This window comes from Kribbella sp. NPDC043289 (assembly GCF_056436705.1).
This window is the reverse complement of record NZ_JBWKCB010000001.1, coordinates 2,312,415-2,333,716: the sequence shown is the minus strand read 5'-3', so window position 1 is coordinate 2,333,716 and position 21,302 is coordinate 2,312,415. Positions and strand designations below refer to the sequence as shown.

Annotated in this window: 20 protein-coding genes; 15 read left to right on the top strand and 5 right to left on the bottom strand. The window is 69.4% G+C overall.

The window, feature by feature from the left end; all coding sequences use genetic code 11:
- Positions 1-16 precede the first annotated feature (16 nt).
- Positions 17-1,123 (bottom strand): dipeptidase, encoded by a 1,107-nt coding sequence (locus AC0662_RS11095; RefSeq protein ID WP_478299996.1) that lies wholly within the window; start codon positions 1,121-1,123, stop codon positions 17-19.
- Between the two features lie 12 nt (positions 1,124-1,135).
- The gene (locus AC0662_RS11090; protein WP_452194077.1) at positions 1,136-1,561 is read right to left on the bottom strand and encodes a hypothetical protein; all 426 of its coding nucleotides are present in this window, start codon (positions 1,559-1,561) and stop codon (positions 1,136-1,138) included.
- A 50-nt stretch (positions 1,562-1,611) separates the two neighbouring features.
- Here AC0662_RS11090 and hisI point away from each other — a divergent pair, with 50 nt between their 5' ends.
- The 13 genes from hisI to AC0662_RS11025 all read left to right on the top strand — a co-directional run bounded on the left by hisI (position 1,612) and on the right by AC0662_RS11025 (position 12,133).
- On the top strand, positions 1,612-1,941 hold the full coding sequence (gene hisI / locus AC0662_RS11085; protein ID WP_452194075.1) for a phosphoribosyl-AMP cyclohydrolase: 330 nt from the start codon (positions 1,612-1,614) through the stop codon (positions 1,939-1,941).
- Positions 1,938-3,428, top strand: coding sequence for an anthranilate synthase component I (locus AC0662_RS11080; protein ID WP_452194074.1), 1,491 nt, complete (start codon positions 1,938-1,940; stop codon positions 3,426-3,428). The genes hisI and AC0662_RS11080 overlap by 4 nt, the downstream gene beginning before the upstream one ends.
- Positions 3,428-3,961 (top strand): Trp biosynthesis-associated membrane protein, encoded by a 534-nt coding sequence (locus AC0662_RS11075; RefSeq protein ID WP_452194073.1) that lies wholly within the window; start codon positions 3,428-3,430, stop codon positions 3,959-3,961. Before AC0662_RS11080 ends, AC0662_RS11075 begins: the two co-directional genes overlap by 1 nt.
- Before the next feature lie 57 nt (positions 3,962-4,018).
- On the top strand, positions 4,019-4,288 hold the full coding sequence (locus AC0662_RS11070) for an HGxxPAAW family protein (protein WP_452194071.1): 270 nt from the start codon (positions 4,019-4,021) through the stop codon (positions 4,286-4,288).
- Between the two features lie 13 nt (positions 4,289-4,301).
- Entirely contained in the window at positions 4,302-5,108 is an 807-nt protein-coding gene (gene trpC / locus AC0662_RS11065; protein ID WP_452194069.1) for an indole-3-glycerol phosphate synthase TrpC, read from the top strand.
- Between the two features lie 78 nt (positions 5,109-5,186).
- Positions 5,187-6,398, top strand: a complete 1,212-nt coding sequence (gene trpB, locus AC0662_RS11060) for a tryptophan synthase subunit beta (RefSeq protein WP_478299992.1) — start codon at positions 5,187-5,189, stop codon at positions 6,396-6,398.
- On the top strand, positions 6,391-7,215 hold the full coding sequence (gene trpA / locus AC0662_RS11055; protein ID WP_452194065.1) for a tryptophan synthase subunit alpha: 825 nt from the start codon (positions 6,391-6,393) through the stop codon (positions 7,213-7,215). Before trpB ends, trpA begins: the two co-directional genes overlap by 8 nt.
- A 7-nt stretch (positions 7,216-7,222) precedes the next feature.
- Positions 7,223-7,879, top strand: a complete 657-nt coding sequence (locus AC0662_RS11050) for an SCO family protein (protein ID WP_452194063.1) — start codon at positions 7,223-7,225, stop codon at positions 7,877-7,879.
- Positions 7,876-8,352: a MauE/DoxX family redox-associated membrane protein gene (locus AC0662_RS11045; protein WP_452194061.1), complete on the top strand. Its 477-nt coding sequence runs from the start codon at positions 7,876-7,878 to the stop codon at positions 8,350-8,352. Before AC0662_RS11050 ends, AC0662_RS11045 begins: the two co-directional genes overlap by 4 nt.
- A complete protein-coding gene (locus tag AC0662_RS11040) occupies positions 8,349-9,053 on the top strand; it encodes a DsbA family protein (protein WP_478299988.1) in 705 nt (234 codons plus the stop codon). The genes AC0662_RS11045 and AC0662_RS11040 overlap by 4 nt, the downstream gene beginning before the upstream one ends.
- A gap of 64 nt (positions 9,054-9,117) precedes the next feature.
- Positions 9,118-10,143, top strand: a complete 1,026-nt coding sequence (gene lgt, locus AC0662_RS11035; protein WP_478299986.1) for a prolipoprotein diacylglyceryl transferase — start codon at positions 9,118-9,120, stop codon at positions 10,141-10,143.
- Positions 10,144-10,192: 49 nt separating this feature from the next.
- The gene (locus AC0662_RS11030; protein WP_478299984.1) at positions 10,193-10,861 is read left to right on the top strand and encodes a VIT1/CCC1 transporter family protein; all 669 of its coding nucleotides are present in this window, start codon (positions 10,193-10,195) and stop codon (positions 10,859-10,861) included.
- Positions 10,862-10,930: 69 nt separating this feature from the next.
- Positions 10,931-12,133, top strand: coding sequence for a competence protein CoiA family protein (locus AC0662_RS11025; protein ID WP_478299982.1), 1,203 nt, complete (start codon positions 10,931-10,933; stop codon positions 12,131-12,133).
- A gap of 18 nt (positions 12,134-12,151) precedes the next feature.
- Here the strand turns inward: AC0662_RS11025 and AC0662_RS11020 are convergent, their stop codons facing one another.
- Genes AC0662_RS11020 through AC0662_RS11010 form a run of 3 tightly spaced genes read right to left on the bottom strand, consistent with a single transcriptional unit; the run spans position 12,152 to position 14,958 of the window.
- Positions 12,152-13,201: a 1-aminocyclopropane-1-carboxylate deaminase gene (locus tag AC0662_RS11020; RefSeq protein ID WP_478299980.1), complete on the bottom strand. Its 1,050-nt coding sequence runs from the start codon at positions 13,199-13,201 to the stop codon at positions 12,152-12,154.
- A gap of 52 nt (positions 13,202-13,253) precedes the next feature.
- On the bottom strand, positions 13,254-14,111 hold the full coding sequence (locus tag AC0662_RS11015; protein WP_452194053.1) for a phosphotransferase family protein: 858 nt from the start codon (positions 14,109-14,111) through the stop codon (positions 13,254-13,256).
- Positions 14,112-14,139: 28 nt separating this feature from the next.
- Complete coding sequence (locus tag AC0662_RS11010; RefSeq protein ID WP_452194051.1) at positions 14,140-14,958, bottom strand: phosphotransferase; 819 nt, start codon at positions 14,956-14,958, stop codon at positions 14,140-14,142.
- Positions 14,959-15,209: 251 nt separating this feature from the next.
- Here AC0662_RS11010 and gltB point away from each other — a divergent pair, with 251 nt between their 5' ends.
- Complete coding sequence (gene gltB / locus AC0662_RS11005) at positions 15,210-19,763, top strand: glutamate synthase large subunit (protein WP_452194050.1); 4,554 nt, start codon at positions 15,210-15,212, stop codon at positions 19,761-19,763.
- On the top strand, positions 19,763-21,229 hold the full coding sequence (locus AC0662_RS11000) for a glutamate synthase subunit beta (RefSeq protein WP_452194048.1): 1,467 nt from the start codon (positions 19,763-19,765) through the stop codon (positions 21,227-21,229). The genes gltB and AC0662_RS11000 overlap by 1 nt, the downstream gene beginning before the upstream one ends.
- Positions 21,230-21,302 lie beyond the last annotated feature (73 nt).

Here is a 21,302-nt window from a genome sequence, read left to right as displayed (position 1 = left end):
GCCGGGCCGCGAAAGATCAGACCGCGGCGTCGTCCGCGGCCCGGAGCACCCGGCGGATGTTGCCGCCGGCAAGCTTCGCGAGTTCCTCGTCGCTCCAGCCGCGGTCGGCCAGCGCCGTGAACAGCACCGGGTACGACGCCACGTCCGGCAGCTCCACCGGGAAGTCCGGGCAGCCGTCGTAGTCGCCACCCACGCCGATGTGATCGACGCCGGCCACCTCGCGGACGTGCTCGACGTGCTCCACCACGTCCGCGAGCGTGACGGCCGGCTCGGGTACGCCGTACATCGCCTGCACCTGCTCGCGGTGCTCGCGATCCTCCAGCCCGTGTTCCTTCGCGAGCGCATGCATTCCGTCGACCCAGTCGACGTACCGCTGCGAGACGAAGTACGGCACGAAGGTGACCATGCAGACGCCGTCGTTGCGGGCCAGCGTCTCGAGGACGTCGTCGGGCGCGTTCCGCGGTACGTCGCAGACCGCGCGCGCCGACGAGTGGCTGAAGATCACCGGTGCGCTCGTCACCCGCAGCGCGTGCCGCATGGTGTCCGCCGAGACGTGCGAGAGGTCGACGAGCATGCCGATCCGGTTCATCTCCCGGACGACGTCCTCGCCGAACTCGCTGAGCCCGCCGAGCACCGGCTCGTCGGTCGCCGAGTCCGCCCAGGACACGTTGTTGTTGTGCGTGAGCGTCATGTACCGGACGCCGAGGCTGCGCATCACCCGCAACACGCCGAGCGACTCACCGATCGAGTGGCCGCCCTCCATGCCCATCAGCGACGCGATCCGGCCGGCCTTGAGCGCCGCGTCCACGTCGTCGGCCGAGTCCGCGAGCTGCAGTTCGGACGGGAACCGCTCGACGAACCGCCGGACGAAGTCGAGCTGCTCGAAGGTACGCCGTACCGCGTGCTCGTCCTGCGGCACCCACAGGGACCAGAACTGGGCACCGACGTGGCCGGCGCGCAGCCGCGGCAGGTCGGTGTTCAGCTGCGGCACCGGCCCGGCGAGATCGTGGGCGTCCAGGTCGTACCCACACAGCTCGTAGAACGCAATCGGCAGGTCATTGTGCCCGTCCACCACCGGTTGCTCGGTCAGCACCGCCTCGACCCGCGCCTCACTCGTCGTCATCCCGCCATCCTGTCAGGCCTGTTGGTAGCTCGCCCGCGGGGTCGTGAACGTGTCAACAACCCGCCGCAGTACCTCGAGTACGCCGAGCCCGGGCAACTCGTCGTACCCGATCGCGGTCCCGGCCTGGACGATCAGGTGCTCCGCTACGGTCGGCCAGAAGCCGAAGCCCTCGCCGGTGGTCTCCTCGGTGTCGGGGTCGCGGGTGCTGAAAGCGGTCCGGATCGAGCCGGGCTCCGGGGTCAGGAACAAGCCGTCGGCGTCGGCGTCACGGACCAGCGCGCCGAGGTTGCCGGCGTCGACCGGACCCGGCCAGCTGTCGGCCCAGGCCGCCGCGTCCGCGGAGAGCGCGAACCGCCATTTGTGCCTCCGTTCGGCGAACTCCTGCTGAGCCAGGTCCCGGCGTCGCCGGTTCTCGGCGTAGTAGGCGTTCAGGTCCACTGCGACCTCCCGTGGTCGGGGCACTCGTCGTCATCGGAGACAATAGGCCGGTGAACATCGACGAGTTGACCTTCGACGCGGCCGGTCTGATCCCGGCAGTGGTGCAGCAGTACGACACGCGCGAGGTCCTGATGGTGGGCTGGATGAACGCCGAGGCGGTACGCCGTACCGCGGACACCGGGCGCAGTACCTTCTGGTCGCGCAGCCGGCAGGAGTACTGGGTCAAGGGCGAGACCAGCGGCCATCGTCAGCACGTCAAGCAGATCCTCGTCGACTGTGACGCCGACACTCTGCTGGTGCTCGTCGACCAGGAAGGCCCGGCCTGCCACACCGGCACCCGCAGCTGCTTCGAGCACGGCGAGATCGAGGTGGCGGCGTGACGGTTCCGGAGCTGGAGACCTTCCGCGAGTACGCCAAGGATCGCCGGGTCATCCCCGTCACCCGGCGGCTGATGGCCGACGCGGAGACGCCGATCGGTGTGTACGGCAAGCTCGCCGCCGAGCGCGAGGGCACGTTCCTGCTGGAGTCGGCCGAGAACGGCGGCGTCTGGTCGCGGTACTCGTTCATCGGCGTCCGGTCCGCCGCGACGCTGACCGAGCGCGACGGCGAGGCGATCTGGACCGGCAACCCGCCGGTCGGGCTGCCGCAGACCGGTGACCCGCTGCAGGCACTCCGCGAGACGCTCGAGATCCTGCACACGCCGCGCCTCCCGGACCTGCCTCCGCTGACCGGCGGCATGGTCGGCTTCCTCGGGTACGACGCTGTTCGCCGCCTGGAGCGGTTGCCGGACACAACCACCGACGACCTCGGCCTGCCCGAACTGACGTTCCTGTTCGCCACCGACCTGGCCGCGCTCGACCACGAGACCGGCGAGATCTGGCTGATCGCGAACGCGGTCAACTGGGACGACTCCGACGACCGCGTCGACGAGGCCTACGCGGACGCCGTACGCCGGCTCGACGCGATGGAGCGCGACCTCGCGCAACCCACCCCGTCGTACGTCGTGCAGGCGGACCGCCAGGCCGAGCCGGACCCGCATCGCCAGCGCTCCAGCGTGGAGTACCGGGAGGCGGTCGAGCACGCCAAGGAGGAGATCCGGGCCGGCGAGGCGTTCCAGATCGTCGTCTCGCAGCGGTTCGAGCTGCCGACCACCGCGTCGGCCCTGGACATCTACCGGGTACTGCGCCGCTCGAACCCGAGCCCGTACATGTACCTCGTCCGCCTGGACGGGTTCGACATCGTCGGCTCCAGCCCGGAAGCGCTGGTGAAGGTCACCGACAACAAGGTGATCCTGCACCCGATCGCCGGCACCCGCCGCCGCGGCGCGACGCCGGAGGAGGACCACGCGCTGGAGGAGGAGTTGCGCGCGGACGTGAAGGAGCGCGCCGAGCACCTGATGCTGGTCGACCTCGGCCGCAACGACGTCGGCAAGGTCTGCGCGCCGGGCACGGTCGAGGTCGTCGACTTCATGGACGTCCGCCGCTACAGCCACGTGATGCACCTGGAGTCCACGGTGACCGGCCGGCTGGCCGCCGGGCGGACCGCGTTCGACGCGCTCGCCGCGGCGTTCCCGGCCGGCACGTTGTCCGGGGCCCCGAAACCGCGCGCGATGGAGATCATCGACAAGCTCGAGGTCACCCGCCGCGGCGTGTACGGCGGTGTCGTCGGCTACCTCGACTTCGCGGGTGACGCCGACACCGCGATCGCGATCCGGACCGCGGTGCTGCGCGGCGGGACGGCGTACGTACAGGCGGGTGCGGGCATCGTCGCCGACTCCGACCCGGCGTCGGAGGACGCCGAGTGCCGGACCAAGGCGGCCGCGGTGCTGAACGCGATCGCCGTCGCGGGAACGTTCAAGGACGTCTGATGCTCAAACCGCAGCGGTTGGTCGACGTCCTCACCGTGCTGGCGCTCGCCCTGCTCGGGTTGTCGGCGTACCTGACCTGGGTCACGGTCGACCCGGGCAACGGCCGGCTGCCGGTGCACTTCAACGGCTACACGATCACCAAGGCCCCGGTGACGCTGGCGCTCGCGTCGGTGGTGGCCGTGGTCGTGATGAAACTCGCCGGTACGGCGCTGCGCCGCGTGCTGGGCGCCCTCGTACTGGTGATGGGTGTGGTCGCGGTCGTGGTCGCGCTGACGGTGCGGCCGAGCAGCGAGGAACTGAGCCGGTTGCGGCCGGAGATCAGTGATGTGCTCGCCGACCAGGTGACGCAGACCGGTGGACCGGCGCCGTGGTTCGCGCTGGGCGGCGGTATCGCCCTGGTCGCGGCGGGTCTGATCGCGATCCTGACGGCGCAACGCTGGCGCCGCGCGACCCAGCGTTACGAGCGTGATCCGGCTGCCTCACCAGCCGATCAGTGGAAGGCGATCGACGCCGGGGAGGACCCGACTCTCTGATCGCGGCGGGCTACCGCCACAATAGGACCGGGACGACGAGGAGGAGTGGCGCGTACTATGGACAATTCTGTGTCCTCTCTAGGGGCCAATCAAACAACAGCCCGGATCGAGGAGGAAGCACCTCACGATCTGCACGGCAACAGCCCGGCGGCTTGGACCGCGGTGGCGATCGTGCTGGTCGCGTTCACGCTCGGCGCCATCGCGATGGTGCTCGGCCCGAACTGGGTGCTGTTCTGGATCTCTGTCGGCATCGCGGTGCTGGGTGCGCTGGCCGGCAAGGTGCTGCAGTTGCTGGGCTTCGGGGTTCCGAGCGACGGCGACCACTGAGGGGCGGACGGACATGACTGTGCTTGACGACATCCTCGCCGGGGTCCGTGCGGACCTCGCGGAGCGCCAGGCGCGGGTCAGCCTGGACGACCTGAAGCTGGAGGCCCAGCGCAAGCCGGACGCCAAGGACCCGATGCCGGTGTTCCGCGGCGACGGGATCGCGGTGATCGCCGAGGTGAAGCGGTCCAGCCCGTCGAAGGGCGAGCTGGCCGAGATCACCGACCCGGCCGCGCTGGCCGGGGAGTACGAGCTGGGCGGTGCGGCGGCGATTTCGGTGCTGACCGAAGAGCGCCGGTTCAACGGCAGCCTGGACGACCTGCGCGCGGTCCGCGGCCGCGTCGACGTGCCGGTGCTGCGCAAGGACTTCATCGTCTCGTCGTACCAGCTCTGGGAGGCGCGCGCGGCCGGTGCCGACATGGTGCTGCTGATCGCCGCGGCGCTGGAGCAGGAGGCGCTGGTCTCGCTGATCGAGCGGGCCCAGTCGATCGGCCTGTGCCCGCTGGTCGAGGTGCACGACGAGGAGGAGACCCGGCGTGCGGTGGACGCCGGCGCTCAGCTGATCGGTGTGAACAACCGGAACCTGAAGACCCTCGAGGTCGACCGGGACACCTTCGCGCGGGTGGCGCCGACGATCCCGACCGAGCTGGTCCGGGTGGCGGAGTCGGGTGTCCGCGGGCCGCATGATGTAATCGAGTTCGCGCGCGCCGGGGCCGATGTCGTCCTCGTCGGTGAGACCCTGGTGACCGGCCGCGATCCTCGCGCCTCGGTCGCCGACCTCGTCGCCGCCGGATCGCATCCCGCCATCCAGCAGCGCCACTAGTAATCCTCGGCCGGTCCAAACGGCTCGGGGCAGAAACTCTCCCGTGCCGTCTGGGCCGGGTTTGGAAGGTTTTGTCGGATGACTACTGTGCTGCCCGACCAGTTCGGGCACTTCGGCCGTTTCGGCGGCAGGTTCATGCCGGAGGCGCTGATCGCGCCGCTCGACGAACTGACCCAGGCCTGGCGGGACGCCATGGCCGACGCCGAGTTCACCGACGAGTTCGAGCGGATGCTGCGCGAGTACATCGGCGCCCCGAGCCTGCTGTACGACGCGACCCGGCTGTCCGACGTGGCCGGCGCGCGGATCCTGCTGAAGCGCGAGGACCTGAACCACACCGGCGCGCACAAGATCCGGAACGCGATCGGCCAGGCGCTGCTCACCAAGCGGATGGGCAAGCCGCGGGTGATCGCCGAGACCGGCGCCGGCCAGCACGGCGTCGCGACCGCGACCGCCTGCGCGTACCTCGGCCTCGAGTGCGTCGTCTACATGGGCGAGGTCGACACCGAGCGCCAGGCGCTGAACGTGGCCCGGATGCGGCTGCTCGGCGCCGAGGTGATCTCGGTCAAGACCGGCAGCCGGACTCTGAAGGACGCGATCAACGAAGCGCTCCGCGACTGGGTCGCCAGCGTGGACAAAACGCACTACATCCTCGGTACGGCGGCCGGTTCGCACCCGTTCCCGGCGATGGTGCGCGACTTCGTCCGCGGGATCGGCGACGAGGCCCGCGAGCAGTCCCTCGAACTGCTCGGCACGCTGCCGGACGCCGCGGTCGCGTCGGTCGGCGGTGGGTCGAACGCGATCGGCCTGTTCACCGCGTTCATCCCCGACGAAGCCGTGTTGCTGTACGGCATCGAGCCGGGCGGCGACGGGTTCGAGACCGGCCGGCACGCCGCCACGATCACCGCCGGCCAGGTCGGCGTACTGCACGGTGCGCGGTCGTTCCTGTTGCAGGACGAGGACGGGCAGACGATCGAGTCGCACTCGATCTCGGCCGGGCTGGACTACCCGGGCGTCGGTCCGGAGCACGCGTGGCTGGCGGAGACCGGGCGGGCGTCGTACCGGCCGATCACCGACGCCGAGGCGATGGAAGCGTTCCGGCTGCTGTCGAGGACCGAGGGCATCATCCCCGCGATCGAGTCCGCGCACGCGGTCGCCGGCGCGCTCGACATCGCCAAGGAACTGGGGCCTGAGGCAACTATCCTGGTGAACCTGTCCGGTCGCGGGGACAAGGACATGGACACGGCCGCCAGCTGGTTCGGCCTGGGTGAGAAGGGGGCCGGCGGTGAGTGAACTCGTTGCCCTGGGCAAGGCCGGCGCGGCGATCCGGAAGGCGACCGACGAGGGCCGCGGCGCCCTGGTCGGGTACCTGCCGGCCGGTTACCCGACGTACGACGGTGGCGTGGACGGGATCAAGGCGCTCGTCGACGGCGGCGTCGACGTGATCGAGATCGGCCTGCCGTACAGCGACCCGGTGATGGACGGTGTCACCATCCAGCGTGCCACCGAGATCGCGCGCGCCGGCGGCCTGCGGACCCGCGACGTGCTCAGCACGGTCGAGAAAGTCGCGGCGTACTCCGACGTGCCGGTGCTCGTGATGACGTACTGGAACCCGGTCGAGCGGTACGGCGTGGACCGTTTCGCGGCGGACTTCGCCGGGGTCGGGGGAGCGGGGCTGATCACGCCCGACCTGATCCCGGACGAGGGCGCGGAGTGGATCGCGGCCGCGGACAAACACGACCTGGACAAGGTGTTCCTGGTCTCGCCGTCGTCGACCGACGAGCGGATCGCGATGACGACAGCGGCCTGCCGCGGGTTCGTCTACGCGACCGCTGTGATGGGTGTCACCGGCGCCCGGGACAAGCCGTCGGACCTCGCGGCGCCGCTGGTCGCCCGGGTGAAGGCGGCGACGGGCGTGCCGGTCGGCGTCGGCCTCGGCATCTCGAACGGTGACCAGGCGGCCGGCGTGGTGGCGTTCGCGGACGCGGCGATCGTTGGCGCGGCCCTCGTCAAGGCCCTTACCGACGGTGGCCCGGCCGGGGTTCGCACACTGACCGAGGACCTGGCCGCGGGCGTCCGCCGGGAACCTCGCGCCACCGTCGAGCGTTAGTACCGCCGTGAGTCGAACCAGGAACGCGGTGCTCCTGCTGACCGCGGTGGCTCTGCTCGCCCTCGCGGGCTGCAGTGGCAAGGACGAGAAACCCGACAACCCCGGCGGCGCGATCATCCGCAGCAGCCAGGACCCGAACGGGTTGCGCGGCGCGACGCTGGACCGGCCGTACTCGATGCCCGCGGCAACCCTGACGGACACGAACGGGAATCCGTTCAACCTGGTGACGTCGACGAAGAAGCCGGTCACGCTGGTGTTCTTCGGTTACACGAACTGCCCCGACGTGTGCCCGACCGTGATGGCCGACGTGGCGTCCGCGCTGACCAAGCTCGACAAGTCGGTGCAGGACCAGATCCAGATGCTGTTCATCACCACGGACCCGGCGCGTGACACGGGTCCGGTGATCCGCAAGTACCTGGACCGCTTCGACCCGGCGTTCACCGGGCTGACCGGATCGCTGACGTCGATCAAGGACGTAGCCAAGGCGGTCGGCGTACCGGTGGAAGGGATGCAGAAACTCCCCTCCGGTGGGTACGAGGTCGGTCACGGAGCGCAGGTGATCGGGTTCGGGAAGAACGACAAGGCGACCATCATCTGGTTGTCGAACGCCGCGATCGGTGATCTGTCCCACGACTTCGGGAAGTTGGTCGAGGCGAACCAGTGAAGCGTCGCTCCTGGTTCGGATGGGTCTCGCTCGGAGCGCGGCTGCTGCTCGGCGGTGTGATGCTGGTCGCCGGCGCGCTCAAGGTGACCGATCCGGAGACGGCCGCGCAGGCGGTCCGTGCGTACGAACTGCTCCCGTCGGCGCTGGTGCAGCCGGTCGGCTGGGGCCTGCCGTTCCTGGAGATCGCGATCGGGTTGCTGTTGATCGTCGGCTTCGGTGTCCGCGCCGCGGCCGCGGCCGCAGGTGTTTTCCTGATCGTGTTCATCGCCGCGGTCTCGTCCGCCTGGGCTCGCGGCCTGTCGATCGACTGCGGCTGCTTCGGCGGCGGCGGTCAGGTCGCGCGCGGCCAGACGCAGTACCTGCAGGAGATCGTCCGCGATCTCGGTCTGCTGGCGCTGGCCGGATGGCTGTGGTTGTTCCCGGCGAGCAAGTTCGCCGTCGTATCCGAAGCACAAGGAGTCGCCGCGTCGTGAGCAAGACCAATGCCCCCGGGAATCCGCTGCTGCAGCCGAAGCGCCGGATCTCACCCGGGATCGTCGTGGTGATCGTCCTGGTCCTGGCGCTCGCCGCCGGGGTCGGCGTCCAGTACTACCGCGGTCACTCCAAGGTCGAGGTGAGCTCGCTCGGCCGCCCCGAGCCGGCGGTGATCACCGGCCCGGGTACGGACGGCAAGGGCGTCACGGTCGGCAAGGCCGGCGCCAAGGTGAACATCGACCTGTACCTCGACTTCCGCTGCCCGCACTGCGCGGAGTTCGAGGAGGCAAGCGGCGCCACCGTCGACAAGCTCGTCCAGGACGGTACGGCGACGCTGACGTACTGGCCGTTGCAGTTCGTGAACCCGGACGCCTCGCCGCGGCTGGCGAACGCGTTCGCCGCGGCCGCCGCGAACGGCAAGGCGCTGAGCTTCGCCGACGAGATGTACGGCGACTTCTCGAAGTCCTGGACCACCGACCAGCTGATCGAGCTCGGCAAGCAGCTCGGCGTCGGCGACCAGAAGTTCCAGCAGGCGTTGCAGGACAACACCTACGCGGGCTGGCTGGAGTCGGTGAGCAAGGCGTCCGACGACCGGGGTGTGACCGGGACGCCGACCGTCTACGTCAACGGCAAGCAGTTGGCCGCCGACCAACTGACCGCGGAGGGCCTGCAGAAGGCCGTCGACGCGGTCGCAAGCTGAGGCCCCATCGTGACCGTGCGTTCCTGGCCGTGTTCTGGCGGGTCGAGTAGCGTTCCCATTTGCCATGTCTAGTCTGATTCCCGCCGTGATGGTTCCGGCGTTCATCCCTAGTCCGAGCCAGGGCGTCTGGCACCTCTTCGGTCTGCCGATCCGCGCCTATGCGCTGTGCATCCTGGCCGGCATCTTCGCCGGGTACTGGCTCGGCCGCCGGCGCTGGGTGGCGCGCGGCGGGTCCGCGCCGGTGCTCGCCGACATCATGTTCTGGGCGATCCCGTTCGGACTGGTCGGTGCCCGGATCTACCACGTGGTGACCGACGCCGAGCTGTACTTCGGCGCGGGCAAGCACCCGATCGACGCGCTGAAGATCTGGCACGGCGGCCTCGGTATCTGGGGCGCGGTCGGCTTCGGTGCGCTCGGCGCCTGGATCGCCTGCCGGCGCGCCAAGGTGCCGTTCCTGGCGGTCGCGGACGCGATGGCGCCCGGGATCGCACTGGCGCAGATCTTCGGCCGGTTCGGGAACTACTTCAACCAGGAGCTGTTCGGCCGCCCGACCACGAAGCCGTGGGGCCTGGAGATCGCGCCGGGACATCGCCCGGACGGGTACGCCGACTTCGCGACCTTCCAGCCGACGTTCCTCTACGAAGCGGTCTGGAACCTCGGTGTGGTCGCGCTGATCCTGATCGTCGACCGCCGGTTCAAACTCGGCCACGGACGAGCGTTTTTCCTGTACGTCGCGGCGTACACCGCCGGTCGTGCCTGGATCGAGAACCTGCGGATCGACACCGTGAACCACTTCTTCGGCCTGCGCCTGAACGTGTGGACCGCGATCATCCTCTTCGTGATCGCCGTCATCGCCTTCGCCATCAGCGCCTGGAAACGCCCCGGCCAGGAGGACATCTCCACCGGCGCCGCGGCCGGAACAACGCCGACCCCGGAGCCGGCCGACGCCGCCGAGTCCAAAGAGTCCGCCGAGTCCACAGAGCCGGAGCCGGCCGCGGATTCCGAGAAGGCGGATGACTCAGGCAAGGTAGATGCGGGTACTACCAACGGATCTGCGAAGACCGAACCGAATGACGGGGCACGTGACTGAGACGCCTGCTGTTTCGCCTGAGCATCACGGTGATCACACACACCGTGATGTGAACGGCGGCTGGCTGCGGCCGGCGGTGTTCGGCGCGATGGACGGGCTGGTCTCGAACTTCGCGCTGATCGCCGGTATGGACGGCGGCACCAGTTCGGGCTCGAAGTTCATCGTGCTGGCCGGCCTCGCGGGCCTGGCCGCCGGTGCGTTCTCGATGGCGGCGGGCGAGTACACCTCGGTCGCCTCGCAGCGGGAACTGGCGCACGCCGAGATCGAGGTGGAGCGCAAGGAGATCAAGCGGCACCCGGTCGACGAGGAGATCGAGCTCGCCGAGACCTACCGCGCGAAGGGCCTCGACCCGGACCTGGCCAGCAAGGTCGCCAAGCAGTTCCACGCCGACCCCGACCAGGCCCTCGAGGAGCACGTCCGCGAGGAGCTCGGCATCGACCCGGACGACCTACCGAACCCGGTGGTCGCGGCCGCGTCCTCGTTCGTCTGCTTCGCCGTCGGTGCCTTCATCCCGCTGGCGCCGTACCTCCTGGGCGCGAGTAACGTCCTGCCCTCGCTGATCCTGTCGCTGACGGCCCTCTTCGTCTGCGGCGCCGTCGTCTCCCGCGTCACCACCCGCTCCTGGTGGTACTCCGGCCTTCGCCAACTCCTCCTCGGCGCCGCAGCCGCCGGCCTGACCTACTTCGTCGGCACGTTGGTCGGCCCGGGGATCGGTTGACGGCGCCGGACAGCACCGCCGACACTCGTTGCCCGACGCAAGCCGGGGCAGCGTATCTACCATCGAAAGATGGCGAGCAGCGTGTTCTGCACGAGGTACGGCATTGAGCTGAACCTGACGTTGCCTGACCTCGGTCATCCGGAGCTCCCCGACCTGTGGAGTGAGATCTACGGGGACGACGCCGATCCGGACCCGGAGTTCTTGCAGTGCATGCAGAGCGCACGCGGTGATCCCTGCAATTCCGAGGCGGACGGCAAGTCGCCGTACATGTACATCCAGAGGCGAGGCGGCAAGCCCGTTGCCGTCCACCGCAACCACGGCGTCCACTTGGTCACGGCGGCGGAGAGCGACGAACACAAGGCGCTGAAGGAGCGGATCTGCCAGGACGCACAGGCGGCCGGCTTCGATGCTGATATGGAGTCGAGGTCGGCGGACGGGAAGCGTCGCACCGATGTGATCGTCCGTGGTCCGGACGGGATCCGTATCGGCTGGGAACCACAGATGTCGAAGCTGTCACGAGGCGCGGTACTACGGCGTACGGCGCTCGCCGAACGCGACGGCCTGACATCAATGTGGCTGACCAAGTCGGACAAGGCGGAACTGATCAACCGGGCGCCTTGGTCACGGATCAAGGAGACGCCGTGGACGGTGATCGCTGCCGGCGATCCGGTGGAGATCATCGGCGGCGTCAACCGGTTCGAGACCTGGCGATGCGACAGCAGCGCCGTCACGCCGTGTCCGGTCGACAAGCGCGGACGCTGCGGGAAGTTCCACGGCCGATGGACAGCTGCACGGAACCTCTACCTGAACAAACTGGTGGAGCTGACCGCCACCGGCGACTATCGCGTCCTGCATCTCGAGCGGATCACCGGGGTCCAGGCCGAAAGGTTTCTGTGGGCTCCGCGTGAGGAACTCAGGAGGTACCGCGAGATCACGCCGGCAGGCGCCGAGGAAGCTGAACCTGTCGTCCGCGAGCCCGTCGAGGACGAGGTGCGCGAACGGCCGCTGGACACGTCCTGTAGGTATGGCGAAGAGACTGGGTTCCGCGCTCAGCCGACCCTCACACGCGACACCGGCGCGGCCGTTGTCATCCGGCACCTACGCCAGGATCTTGAGCTTGGGGTCGGCGACGAACCGCAACTGCTGGACTGGAGCAATCCCAGGCACTGGAGCTCTGTCTCGCGTCCCTGTGTGTCATGCAAAGGGTTGACCAACCTGCAGGACGACCAGTTTCGCCCGATCCACAAGGCGTGCGCCGAGGCGCGTCTGTGAACGGCTCTTGGCGTCGTCTCAGTCGATCGGCACGTTGGTCGGCCCAGGAATCGGTTGACTCTGGGGGAACAGGCCGCTGTAGGCGTTGAGTGCGGGCTGGCCGCCGAGGTGGGCGTAGAGGACGGTTGAGTCCTTGGGGATGTCGCCGTTGCGGATCAGGTCGATCAGGCCGGCCATCGACTTTCCCTCGTACACGGGGTCGATGATCATGCCCTCGAGCTGACCCGTCAGGCGGATCGCGTCCAGCGTGGACTGCACGGGGATGCCGTACTCGTCGCCGGCCCAGCCCTCGAGGACGGTGATCTCGTCGGCACGCAGGTCCCGGCCGAGGCCGATCAGGTCGGCGGTGCCGCGGGCGATGCGTTCGACCTGGTCGCGGGTCTCCTGGAGCTTGGCGCTGGCGTCGATGCCGATCACCCGCCGCGGCCGGTCCTGCCCGGCGAAACCGGCGATCATCCCGGCGTGCGTCGACCCGGTCACCGAGCAGACGACGATGGTGTCGAAGAACACCCCGAGTTCACGCTCCTGCTGCTCGACCTCGTACGCCCAGTTCGCGAAACCGAGTCCGCCGAGCCGATGGTCCGAGGCGCCGGCCGGGATCGCGTACGGCGTACCGCCCCGGGCCTCGACGTCCGCGAGGGCCTGCTTCCAGCTGTCCTTGAACCCGATCCCGAACCCGGACGGGTCAAGCCGCACCTCGGCGCCCATGATCCGGCTGAGCAGGATGTTCCCGACCCGGTCGTTGAGCGCGTCCGGCCAGTTCACCCAGTTCTCCTGGACGAGGACGGCCTTCAGCCCGGCCTTGGCCGCCACCGCTGCCACCTGCCGCGTGTGGTTCGACTGGTACCCGCCGATCGACACCAGCGTGTCGGCTCCGCTCGCGAGCGCGTCCGGCAGCAGGTACTCCAGCTTCCGCGTCTTGTTCCCGCCGTACGCGAGCCCGGAGTTGCAGTCCTCCCGCTTCGCCCAGATCTTCGCGCCACCGAGATAGGCGCTCAGCCGCTCCAACGGATGCACCGGGCTAGGCCCGAACAACAACGGATACCGCGGAAAGTCGGTCAACCCCATGGCTACCATCCTCCAGATGCTCGCTCACCTGGGAACCAGGCTATGCGGCCTTCTACGGGGCGTGGTTGACGGCTTCTTCGACGAGCGGGGACAGGTCGGCCAGCCGTTGGACGTGATCGTCGGGGTCGGGTTGGGCGAGGGCCCACGCGGCGCGGGCGACGAGGGTGATGGCGGCGGTCAGGACGGCGCCGCGGCGTACCTGGGTTGCCGGCCAGGCGGACGAACTGCCGGCTTGATACGCGGCCACGAGCTCGTCGGCGGGTGACCGGCTGGACTGCAGGAGGTAGCCCAGATCGAAGCCCAGCGGGCCGATGCCGAACTGATCCCAGTCTGCCGCGATCACGTCGTCTCCCTCGCGCCGGAGCAGGTTGAGCGGGTGCGCGTCACCGTGGACGAGCTGCTGCGGGAGCCGATCGAGCTCCGCCAGTACCTCCTCCCGCCGGGTCCACAGCAGGCCGCATGACCGCCGTACGTCGGGTGTCAGCTCGTCCGCCGTAGCACAAGCCGCCCACCCACCATGTACGGCGTCGTCCGCGAGCCGATCGCGCAGGATCTGCCGCGAGAACCAACTGGCCGGCTCGACGTGATTGATCCCGAACCGACCGAGCGCAGCGGCTGCCTCCACGGGCGTCACCGGACTCGGCGCGACCGCTTCGAACCACAGCGTGATGCCGTCCGGATCGCTCTCCGCCTTGAGGAACCGCGGCGCGCGCAGACCGGTCGTCAGCTCGAGGAGTCCGGAGCTCGCGAGGTCGGCCTGGCGGCGCCAGTACGCGTACCGGCTCGGCCGCTCGTCGCCGGGGATGAGCCGCTTGACGACCTGCCGGTCCGGCGTCCGCCACACCCCGCCGTGGGTGATCTCGGTACCGGCGGCCAGCAGCGTCCAGTCCCGCTCAGGTTCCCATCGCATCGCGCAGGTCTACCACCAGCCCGGCTCATCACCCCGCGATCTGCGCTGCCTCGTCCACCACGGCCGACAGCCGGGCCAGTCGAGCGAGATGTTCGCCACCGTCCGGCTGTGAGAGCGCCCACGCGGCCCGAGACACCCCCGTGTACGCCGCCACGAGTGCCGCGCCGCGTCGTACATCCCCTCCATGCGCCGCGACGAGATCGTCCAGCGGTACGTCGACCGCGAGGAGCAGGTAGGCGAGATCGAAGCCGACCGGACCGAGGCCGAACTGCTCCCAGTCGATCGCGACCACATCGTCCTCGTCGCGGCCGAGCAGATTCACCGGATGGGCGTCCCCGTGTGTCGGGACGCGGGGGAGCGCATCGAGTACTGCGAGTGCGCTGTCGCGGCGCTTCCACAGCTCCTCGATCGCCGGCGTCGCGAGCCCTGAGCGGGACAGCGACGACCACCCGCCGCGCCGCTCCACGGTCGCCAGGCGGTCCCGGAGTACGTCCCGTGCACCCCAGGCAGGCTCGGGCACGGAACACGCTGCGAACCGCCCCAGAGCCCCAGCCAGCGCCTCCGGAGACCAGTCGGCCGGAGCCACGTAGGCCGTCCGCAGCGTGATCCCTTCCACATCACGCTCGACCCCGAGGCACTCCGCCGTACGGAGCCCTGACGTCCCGGCCACGATGCCGGAAGACGCGACCAGCGCCTGACGCTCCCAGTACGCGTGATGGCGCTGGTCCTCGACGCCGGGGACGAGTCGCTTGACCACGTGGCCGTCCGGCGTTCGCCACACGCCGCCGGTGGCCTGGCCGGTGCCTGAGGTGAGCGCTTGCCAGTCGGGGGAGGGGTGCCAGGGCATGCCACCGGCCTATCAGCTTCAGGTGGGTCTCAGCAGGTGAATTTCAAGTGGCGTGGGTGGTTGCGGAGCCGGTCTGCTGGGAAGATAGGAGGCTAGTAGTGAGCGCTTGCTTACTGTGGGTCATCAAGGCGTTTCGCGGTGGACAGAAAGTCCAGCTGGCGGGCGTCATGAGGTAGTCTCGGGACTCCCGGCTTGGGCCAGTGTTGTCCCGCGGCCAGTTGTGTTGACCGTAGGACGACGGGAGCTCCTGAATGTTTGGTCGCCCCCCCATCGGGAAGCTGCAGAGGCCGAGCGAGGGTCTCTACGACGGATTGCACGAGCACGACGCGTGTGGTGTTGCTTTCGTCGCGACCCTGACCGGTGAACCCAGCCACGACATCGTGGCCAAGGCATTGACCGCCCTGCGGAACCTGGAACATCGCGGTGCCTCCGGCGCCGAACCGGATTCCGGCGACGGCGCGGGCATCCTGATCCAGGTGCCGGACGCCTTCTATCGCAAGGTGTGCGAGTTCGAGCTGCCGGCGGCGCACAGTTACGCGACCGGTATCGCGTTCCTGCCCGCCGATCCCGACGACGCCGCCAAGGCGGTCGCCCGGATCGAGGAGATCGCGGCCGAGGAAGAGCTGACGGTCGTCGGTTGGCGGGACATCCCGACCACGCCCGACCTGCTCGGTTCGACCGCGCGCTCGGTGATGCCGACGTTCAAGCAGCTCTTCGTGTCGGCCAAGGCCGGCCGGGTGCTCGGCCTCGCGCTGGAGCGGATGGCCTTCCGGCTGCGCAAGCGCGCCGAGAAGGAGACCGAGACCTACTTCCCGTCGCTGTCGGGCCGGACCATCACCTACAAGGGGATGCTCACCACCGACCAGCTGGACAAGTTCTTCCCCGAGCTGACCGACCCGGACCTCGCCTCGGCGATCGGTGTCGTGCACTCGCGGTTCTCGACAAACACGTTCCCGTCCTGGCCGCTGGCCCACCCGTACCGGTACATCGCCCACAACGGTGAGATCAACACCGTCCAGGGCAACCGGAACTGGATGCGCGCCCGCGAGGCCCTGCTGGCCAGCGACCTGATCCCGGGTGACCTCGAGCAGCTCTATCCGATCTGTACGCCGGGAGCCTCGGACTCGGCCTCCTTCGACGAGGTCCTCGAGCTCCTGCACCTCGGTGGCCGCTCGCTGCCGCACGCGATGCTGATGATGATCCCGGAGGCGTGGGAGAACGCCGCCACGATGGATCCGCAGCGGCGCGCGTTCTACGAGTTCCACTCGACGCTGATGGAGCCGTGGGACGGCCCGGCATCGGTGGTCTTCTCCGACGGCACCAAGGTCGGCGCGGTGCTGGACCGCAACGGTCTGCGCCCCTCGCGGTACTGGGTGACCGAGGACGGCCTCGTCGTACTGGCGTCCGAGGCCGGCGTCCTCGACATCGACCCCGCGACGGTGACCGAGAAGGGTCGCCTCGAGCCCGGCCGGATCTTCCTGGTCGACGTCGACGCGCACCGGATCATCACCGACGCCGAGGTGAAGAACGCGCTCGCCACCGAGCAGCCGTACGACGAGTGGCTGCACGCCGGCCTGATCCGGTTCGAGGACCTGCACGAGCGTGAGCACGTCGTCCACAGCCACGCGTCGGTGACGCGGCGCCAGCAGGTCTTCGGGTACACCGAGGAGGAGCTGCGCGTCATCCTCACCCCGATGGCGAAGTCCGGCGCCGAGCCGATCGGCTCGATGGGTACGGACACGCCGATCGCGGTGCTGAGCGAGCGGCCGCGGCTGCTGTTCGACTACTTCGCGCAGCTGTTCGCCCAGGTGACGAACCCGCCGCTGGACGCGATCCGCGAGGAGCTGGTGACCTCGCTGTCGTCCAGCCTCGGCCCGGAGTCGAACCTGCTCGGTCCGAGCCCGGCGTCCTGCCGGCAGGTGGTGCTCCCGTTCCCGGTGATCACCAACGACGAGCTGGCCAAGCTCCGGCACATCAACCTCGACGGCGACATGCCCGGCCTGGCCACCACGGTCCTGCGCGGCGTGTACGACGTGGAGGGCGGCGGCGAGTCGCTCAAGGCGCGGCTCGACGAGCTGTGCGCCGAGGCGAGCGCCGCGATCAATGACGGCGCCCGCATCCTGGTGCTGTCCGACCGGCACTCCAACGCCGACCACGCGCCGATCCCGTCGCTGCTGCTCACCGCCGCGGTGCACCACCACCTGGTCCGGGAGAAGACCCGTACCCAGGTCGGCCTGGTCGTCGAGGCCGGTGACGTCCGCGAGGTCCACCACGTCGCGCTCCTGATGGGGTACGGCGCCGCGGCGATCAACCCGTACCTGGCCCTGGAGTCCGTCGAGGACCTGTGCCGCCAGGGGACCTACCTGCCGGGCGTGGAGCCGGAGCAGGCGGTCCGCAACGTGGTGAAGTCGCTCGGCAAGGGCGTCCTCAAGGTGATGTCGAAGATGGGTGTGTCGACGGTCGCGTCGTACACGGGTGCCCAGATCTTCGAGGCGAACGGGCTGGCTCCCGAGCTGGTCGAGCGCTACTTCACCGGTACGTCGTCCAAGCTCGGCGGGGTCGGCCTGGACACGGTCGCCGAGGAGGTCCGTCGCCGGCACCTGCGGGCGTACCCGGCGGACGGCATCCTGCCGGCGCACCGCAAGCTCGAGATCGGTGGCGAGTACCAGTGGCGCCGCGAGGGCGAGCCGCACCTGTTCGACCCGGACACGGTGTTCCGCCTGCAGCACAGCACCCGGACCGGGCGCTACGACATCTTCAAGCAGTACACGTCGAAGGTCGACGAGCAGTCCGAGCGGCTGATGACGCTGCGCGGCCTGTTCGCCTTCAAGAAACCAGACAGTAAGTCGGATCGCGCGCCGATCTCCATCGACGAGGTCGAGCCGGTCAGTGCGATCGTCAAGCGGTTCTCCACCGGTGCGATGAGCTACGGCTCGATCAGCATGGAGGCGCACCAGACGCTGGCGATCGCGATGAACCAGCTCGGCGGCAAGTCGAACACCGGTGAGGGCGGCGAGGACGCCGACCGGCTGTACGACCCGGCCCGGCGGAGCTCGATCAAGCAGGTCGCGTCCGGTCGCTTCGGCGTCACCGCGGAGTACCTGACGAACTCCGACGACATCCAGATCAAGATGGCGCAGGGCGCGAAGCCCGGCGAGGGCGGGCAGCTGCCCGGCCCGAAGGTGTACCCGTGGGTGGCGAGCACCCGGCACTCGACGCCCGGCGTCGGCCTGATCTCGCCGCCGCCGCACCACGACATCTACTCGATCGAGGACCTGGCGCAGCTGATCCACGACCTGAAGAACGCGAACCCGCAGGCGCGGGTGCACGTGAAGCTGGTCTCCGAGGTCGGCGTCGGCACGATCGCCGCGGGTGTCTCCAAGGCGCACGCGGACGTCGTCCTGATCTCCGGTCACGACGGTGGTACGGGTGCGGCGCCGCTGACCTCGCTGAAGCACGCGGGCGGTCCCTGGGAGCTCGGCCTGGCCGAGACCCAGCAGACCCTGCTGCTGAACGGGTTGCGGGACCGGATCGTCGTACAGACCGACGGTCAGCTGAAGACCGGGCGGGACGTCGTCATCGCGGCGCTGCTCGGCGCCGAGGAGTACGGCTTCGCCACCGCTCCGCTGGTGGTGTCGGGCTGCATCATGATGCGGGTCTGCCACCTGGACACCTGCCCGGTCGGCGTCGCCACCCAGAACCCGGTCCTGCGGTCGCGGTTCTCGGGCAAGCCGGAGTTCGTGGTGAACTTCTTCGAGTTCATCGCCGAGGAGGTTCGCGAGTACCTGGCGGAGCTCGGCTTCCGGACCTTGGACGAGGCCATCGGGCACGCCGAAGTACTGGACATCGAGCGCGCGGTCGACCACTGGAAGGCCGACGGGCTCGACCTGTCGCCGATCCTGCACGTGCCGGCGCTGCCCGAGGGCGCGTCCCGGCACCAGACCGTCGAGCAGAACCACGGCCTCGACAAGGCGCTCGACAACGAGCTGATCCGGATCTGTGCTCCGGCACTGGAGAACGGCGAGCCGGTACGGGCGCAGCTCGCGATCCGGAACGTCAACCGGACCGTCGGCACGATGCTCGGTCACGAGATCACCAAGCGGTACCGCGCGGCCGGCCTGGCCGACGGCACCATCGACCTGACCTTCACCGGGTCGGCCGGCAACTCGTTCGCCGCCTTCGTCCCGCGCGGGGTCACCCTGCGGCTCGAGGGTGACGCCAACGACTACGTCGGCAAGGGTCTGTCCGGTGGTCGCGTGGTCATCCGCCCGGACCGGCAGGCCCGGTTCGCCGCCGCCGACCAGATCATCGCCGGCAACGTGATCGCGTACGGCGCGACGTCCGGCGAACTGTTCATCAGCGGCGGTGCCGGCCAGCGGTTCTGCGTCCGGAACTCCGGCGCGACCGCGGTCGTCGAAGCGGTCGGCGACCACGCCTGCGAGTACATGACCGGTGGGCGCGTCGTCGTACTCGGCGCCGTCGGCCGGAACTTCGCGGCGGGCATGTCGGGCGGCGTGGCCCACGTGCTCGACCTGGACCGTTCGCTGGTGAACACGGAGCTGGTCGACCTGCTCCCGCTCACGGAGGACGAGTCCGACCTGTTGCAGGACCTGGTGCAGCGGCACCACGAGGAGACCGGCTCGGAGCGGGCGGCCAAGCTGCTCGTCGACTGGCCGGCCGCCGCGGCCCGGTTCACCACGGTGATGCCCCGCGACTACGCCCGGGTGCTGGCGGCCAAGGCGGCCGCCGAGCGCGACGGCCTGGACGAGGACGCCACCACGCGAGCGATGATGGAGGCCATCTGATGGCTGACCCCAAGGGATTCCTGACCACCGGGCGGGAGGTCGCCGACCGGCGGCCGGTCGCCGAGCGGGTACAGGACTGGAAAGAGGTCTACCCCGGCGGGCCCGGCAAGGCGCTGCTGCCGATCATCACGAAGCAGGCCGGCCGCTGTATGGACTGCGGCATCCCGTTCTGCCACAACGGCTGCCCGCTGGGCAACCTGATCCCGGAGTGGAACGACCTGGTCTGGCGGGACGACTGGTCGAGTGCGATCGAGCGGTTGCACGCGACCAACAACTTCCCGGAGTTCACCGGCCGGCTCTGCCCGGCGCCCTGTGAGACCGCGTGCGTGCTCGGGATCAACCAGGACCCGGTGACGATCAAGAACGTCGAGGTCGCGATCATCGACAAGGCCTGGGAGACCGGAGACGTCAAGCCGCAGCCGCCGGAATGGCTGACCGGTAAGACGATCGCGGTCGTCGGCTCCGGCCCGGCCGGCCTGGCCGCCGCGCAGCAGCTCACCCGCGCCGGTCACACGGTCGCGGTCTACGAGCGCGCCGATGCTCCGGGCGGCCTGCTGCGGTACGGCATCCCCGAGTTCAAGATGGAAAAGGAACAGGTCGACCGCCGGATCCAGCAGATGAAGGAAGAGGGCACGGTCTTCCGCTCCGGCGTCAACGTCGGCGTGGACGTCACCGGCACCCAACTCAAACAGCGGTACGACGCGGTGGTGATCGCGACCGGGTCGACGGCGGCCCGCGACCTGCCGGTGCCGGGCCGTGAGTACGGCGGCATCCACCAGGCGATGGAGTACCTGCCGCAGTCCAACCGGGTGGCGCTCGGCCAGACCGTCGAGGACCAGATCGTTGCCACCGACAAGGACGTGGTGATCATCGGCGGCGGCGACACCGGCGCCGACTGCCTCGGTACGGCGCATCGCCAGGGTGCACGCTCGGTGACCCAGCTGGAGATCATGCCGCGGCCCGGCGACGACCGCCCGGGGCACCAGCCGTGGCCGACGTACCCGATGATCTACCGGGTCGCGTCCGCCCACGAGGAGGGCGGCGAGCGGGTGTACGCCGTCTCCACGGTGAACTTCGAGGCCGATGCCGACGGCAACGTCGCGGGGCTGAACCTGGTCGAGGTCGAGTTCAAGGACGGCAAGTTCAACCCCGTCGAGGGGTCCGAGCGGACCATCCCGGCGCAGCTGGTGCTGCTCGCGATGGGCTTCGTCGGCCCGGAGCGCGAGGGCTTCCTCGAGCAGCTCGGCGTCGAGCTCGACGAGCGCGGCAACGTGAAGCGCGACAAGCAGTACCAGACCACGGTCGACGGGGTGTTCGCCTGCGGCGACGCCGGTCGCGGTCAGTCGCTGATCGTCTGGGCGATCGCCGAGGGCCGGTCCTGCGCCGGCGGCGTCGACACCCACCTGACCGGTTCGTCGACCCTGCCCACTCCCATCCCCCCGACCGCCCGCCCGCTGGCGGTCTGACGACATCGACCTTGAGCACCCACCAACCGAAATTCCCGACCCGGGATGGTTGGTCGGTGCTCAAGGTGGTGTC

Bases quoted from the DNA above. Each gene is read 5' to 3' on its own strand.
- AC0662_RS11095 (WP_478299996.1), bottom strand. From the start codon at position 1,123: ATGACGACGAGTGAGGCGCGGGTCGAGGCGGTGCTGACCGAGCAACCG.
- AC0662_RS11075 (WP_452194073.1), top strand. From the start codon at position 3,428: ATGCTCAAACCGCAGCGGTTGGTCGACGTCCTCACCGTGCTGGCGCTC.
- AC0662_RS11070 (WP_452194071.1), top strand. From the start codon at position 4,019: ATGGACAATTCTGTGTCCTCTCTAGGGGCCAATCAAACAACAGCCCGG.
- trpC (WP_452194069.1), top strand. From the start codon at position 4,302: ATGACTGTGCTTGACGACATCCTCGCCGGGGTCCGTGCGGACCTCGCG.
- trpB (WP_478299992.1), top strand. From the start codon at position 5,187: ATGACTACTGTGCTGCCCGACCAGTTCGGGCACTTCGGCCGTTTCGGC.
- lgt (WP_478299986.1), top strand. From the start codon at position 9,118: ATGTCTAGTCTGATTCCCGCCGTGATGGTTCCGGCGTTCATCCCTAGT.
- AC0662_RS11025 (WP_478299982.1), top strand. From the start codon at position 10,931: ATGGCGAGCAGCGTGTTCTGCACGAGGTACGGCATTGAGCTGAACCTG.
- AC0662_RS11020 (WP_478299980.1), bottom strand. From the start codon at position 13,201: ATGGGGTTGACCGACTTTCCGCGGTATCCGTTGTTGTTCGGGCCTAGC.
- AC0662_RS11015 (WP_452194053.1), bottom strand. From the start codon at position 14,111: ATGCGATGGGAACCTGAGCGGGACTGGACGCTGCTGGCCGCCGGTACC.
- AC0662_RS11010 (WP_452194051.1), bottom strand. From the start codon at position 14,958: ATGCCCTGGCACCCCTCCCCCGACTGGCAAGCGCTCACCTCAGGCACC.
- gltB (WP_452194050.1), top strand. From the start codon at position 15,210: ATGTTTGGTCGCCCCCCCATCGGGAAGCTGCAGAGGCCGAGCGAGGGT.
- AC0662_RS11000 (WP_452194048.1), top strand. From the start codon at position 19,763: ATGGCTGACCCCAAGGGATTCCTGACCACCGGGCGGGAGGTCGCCGAC.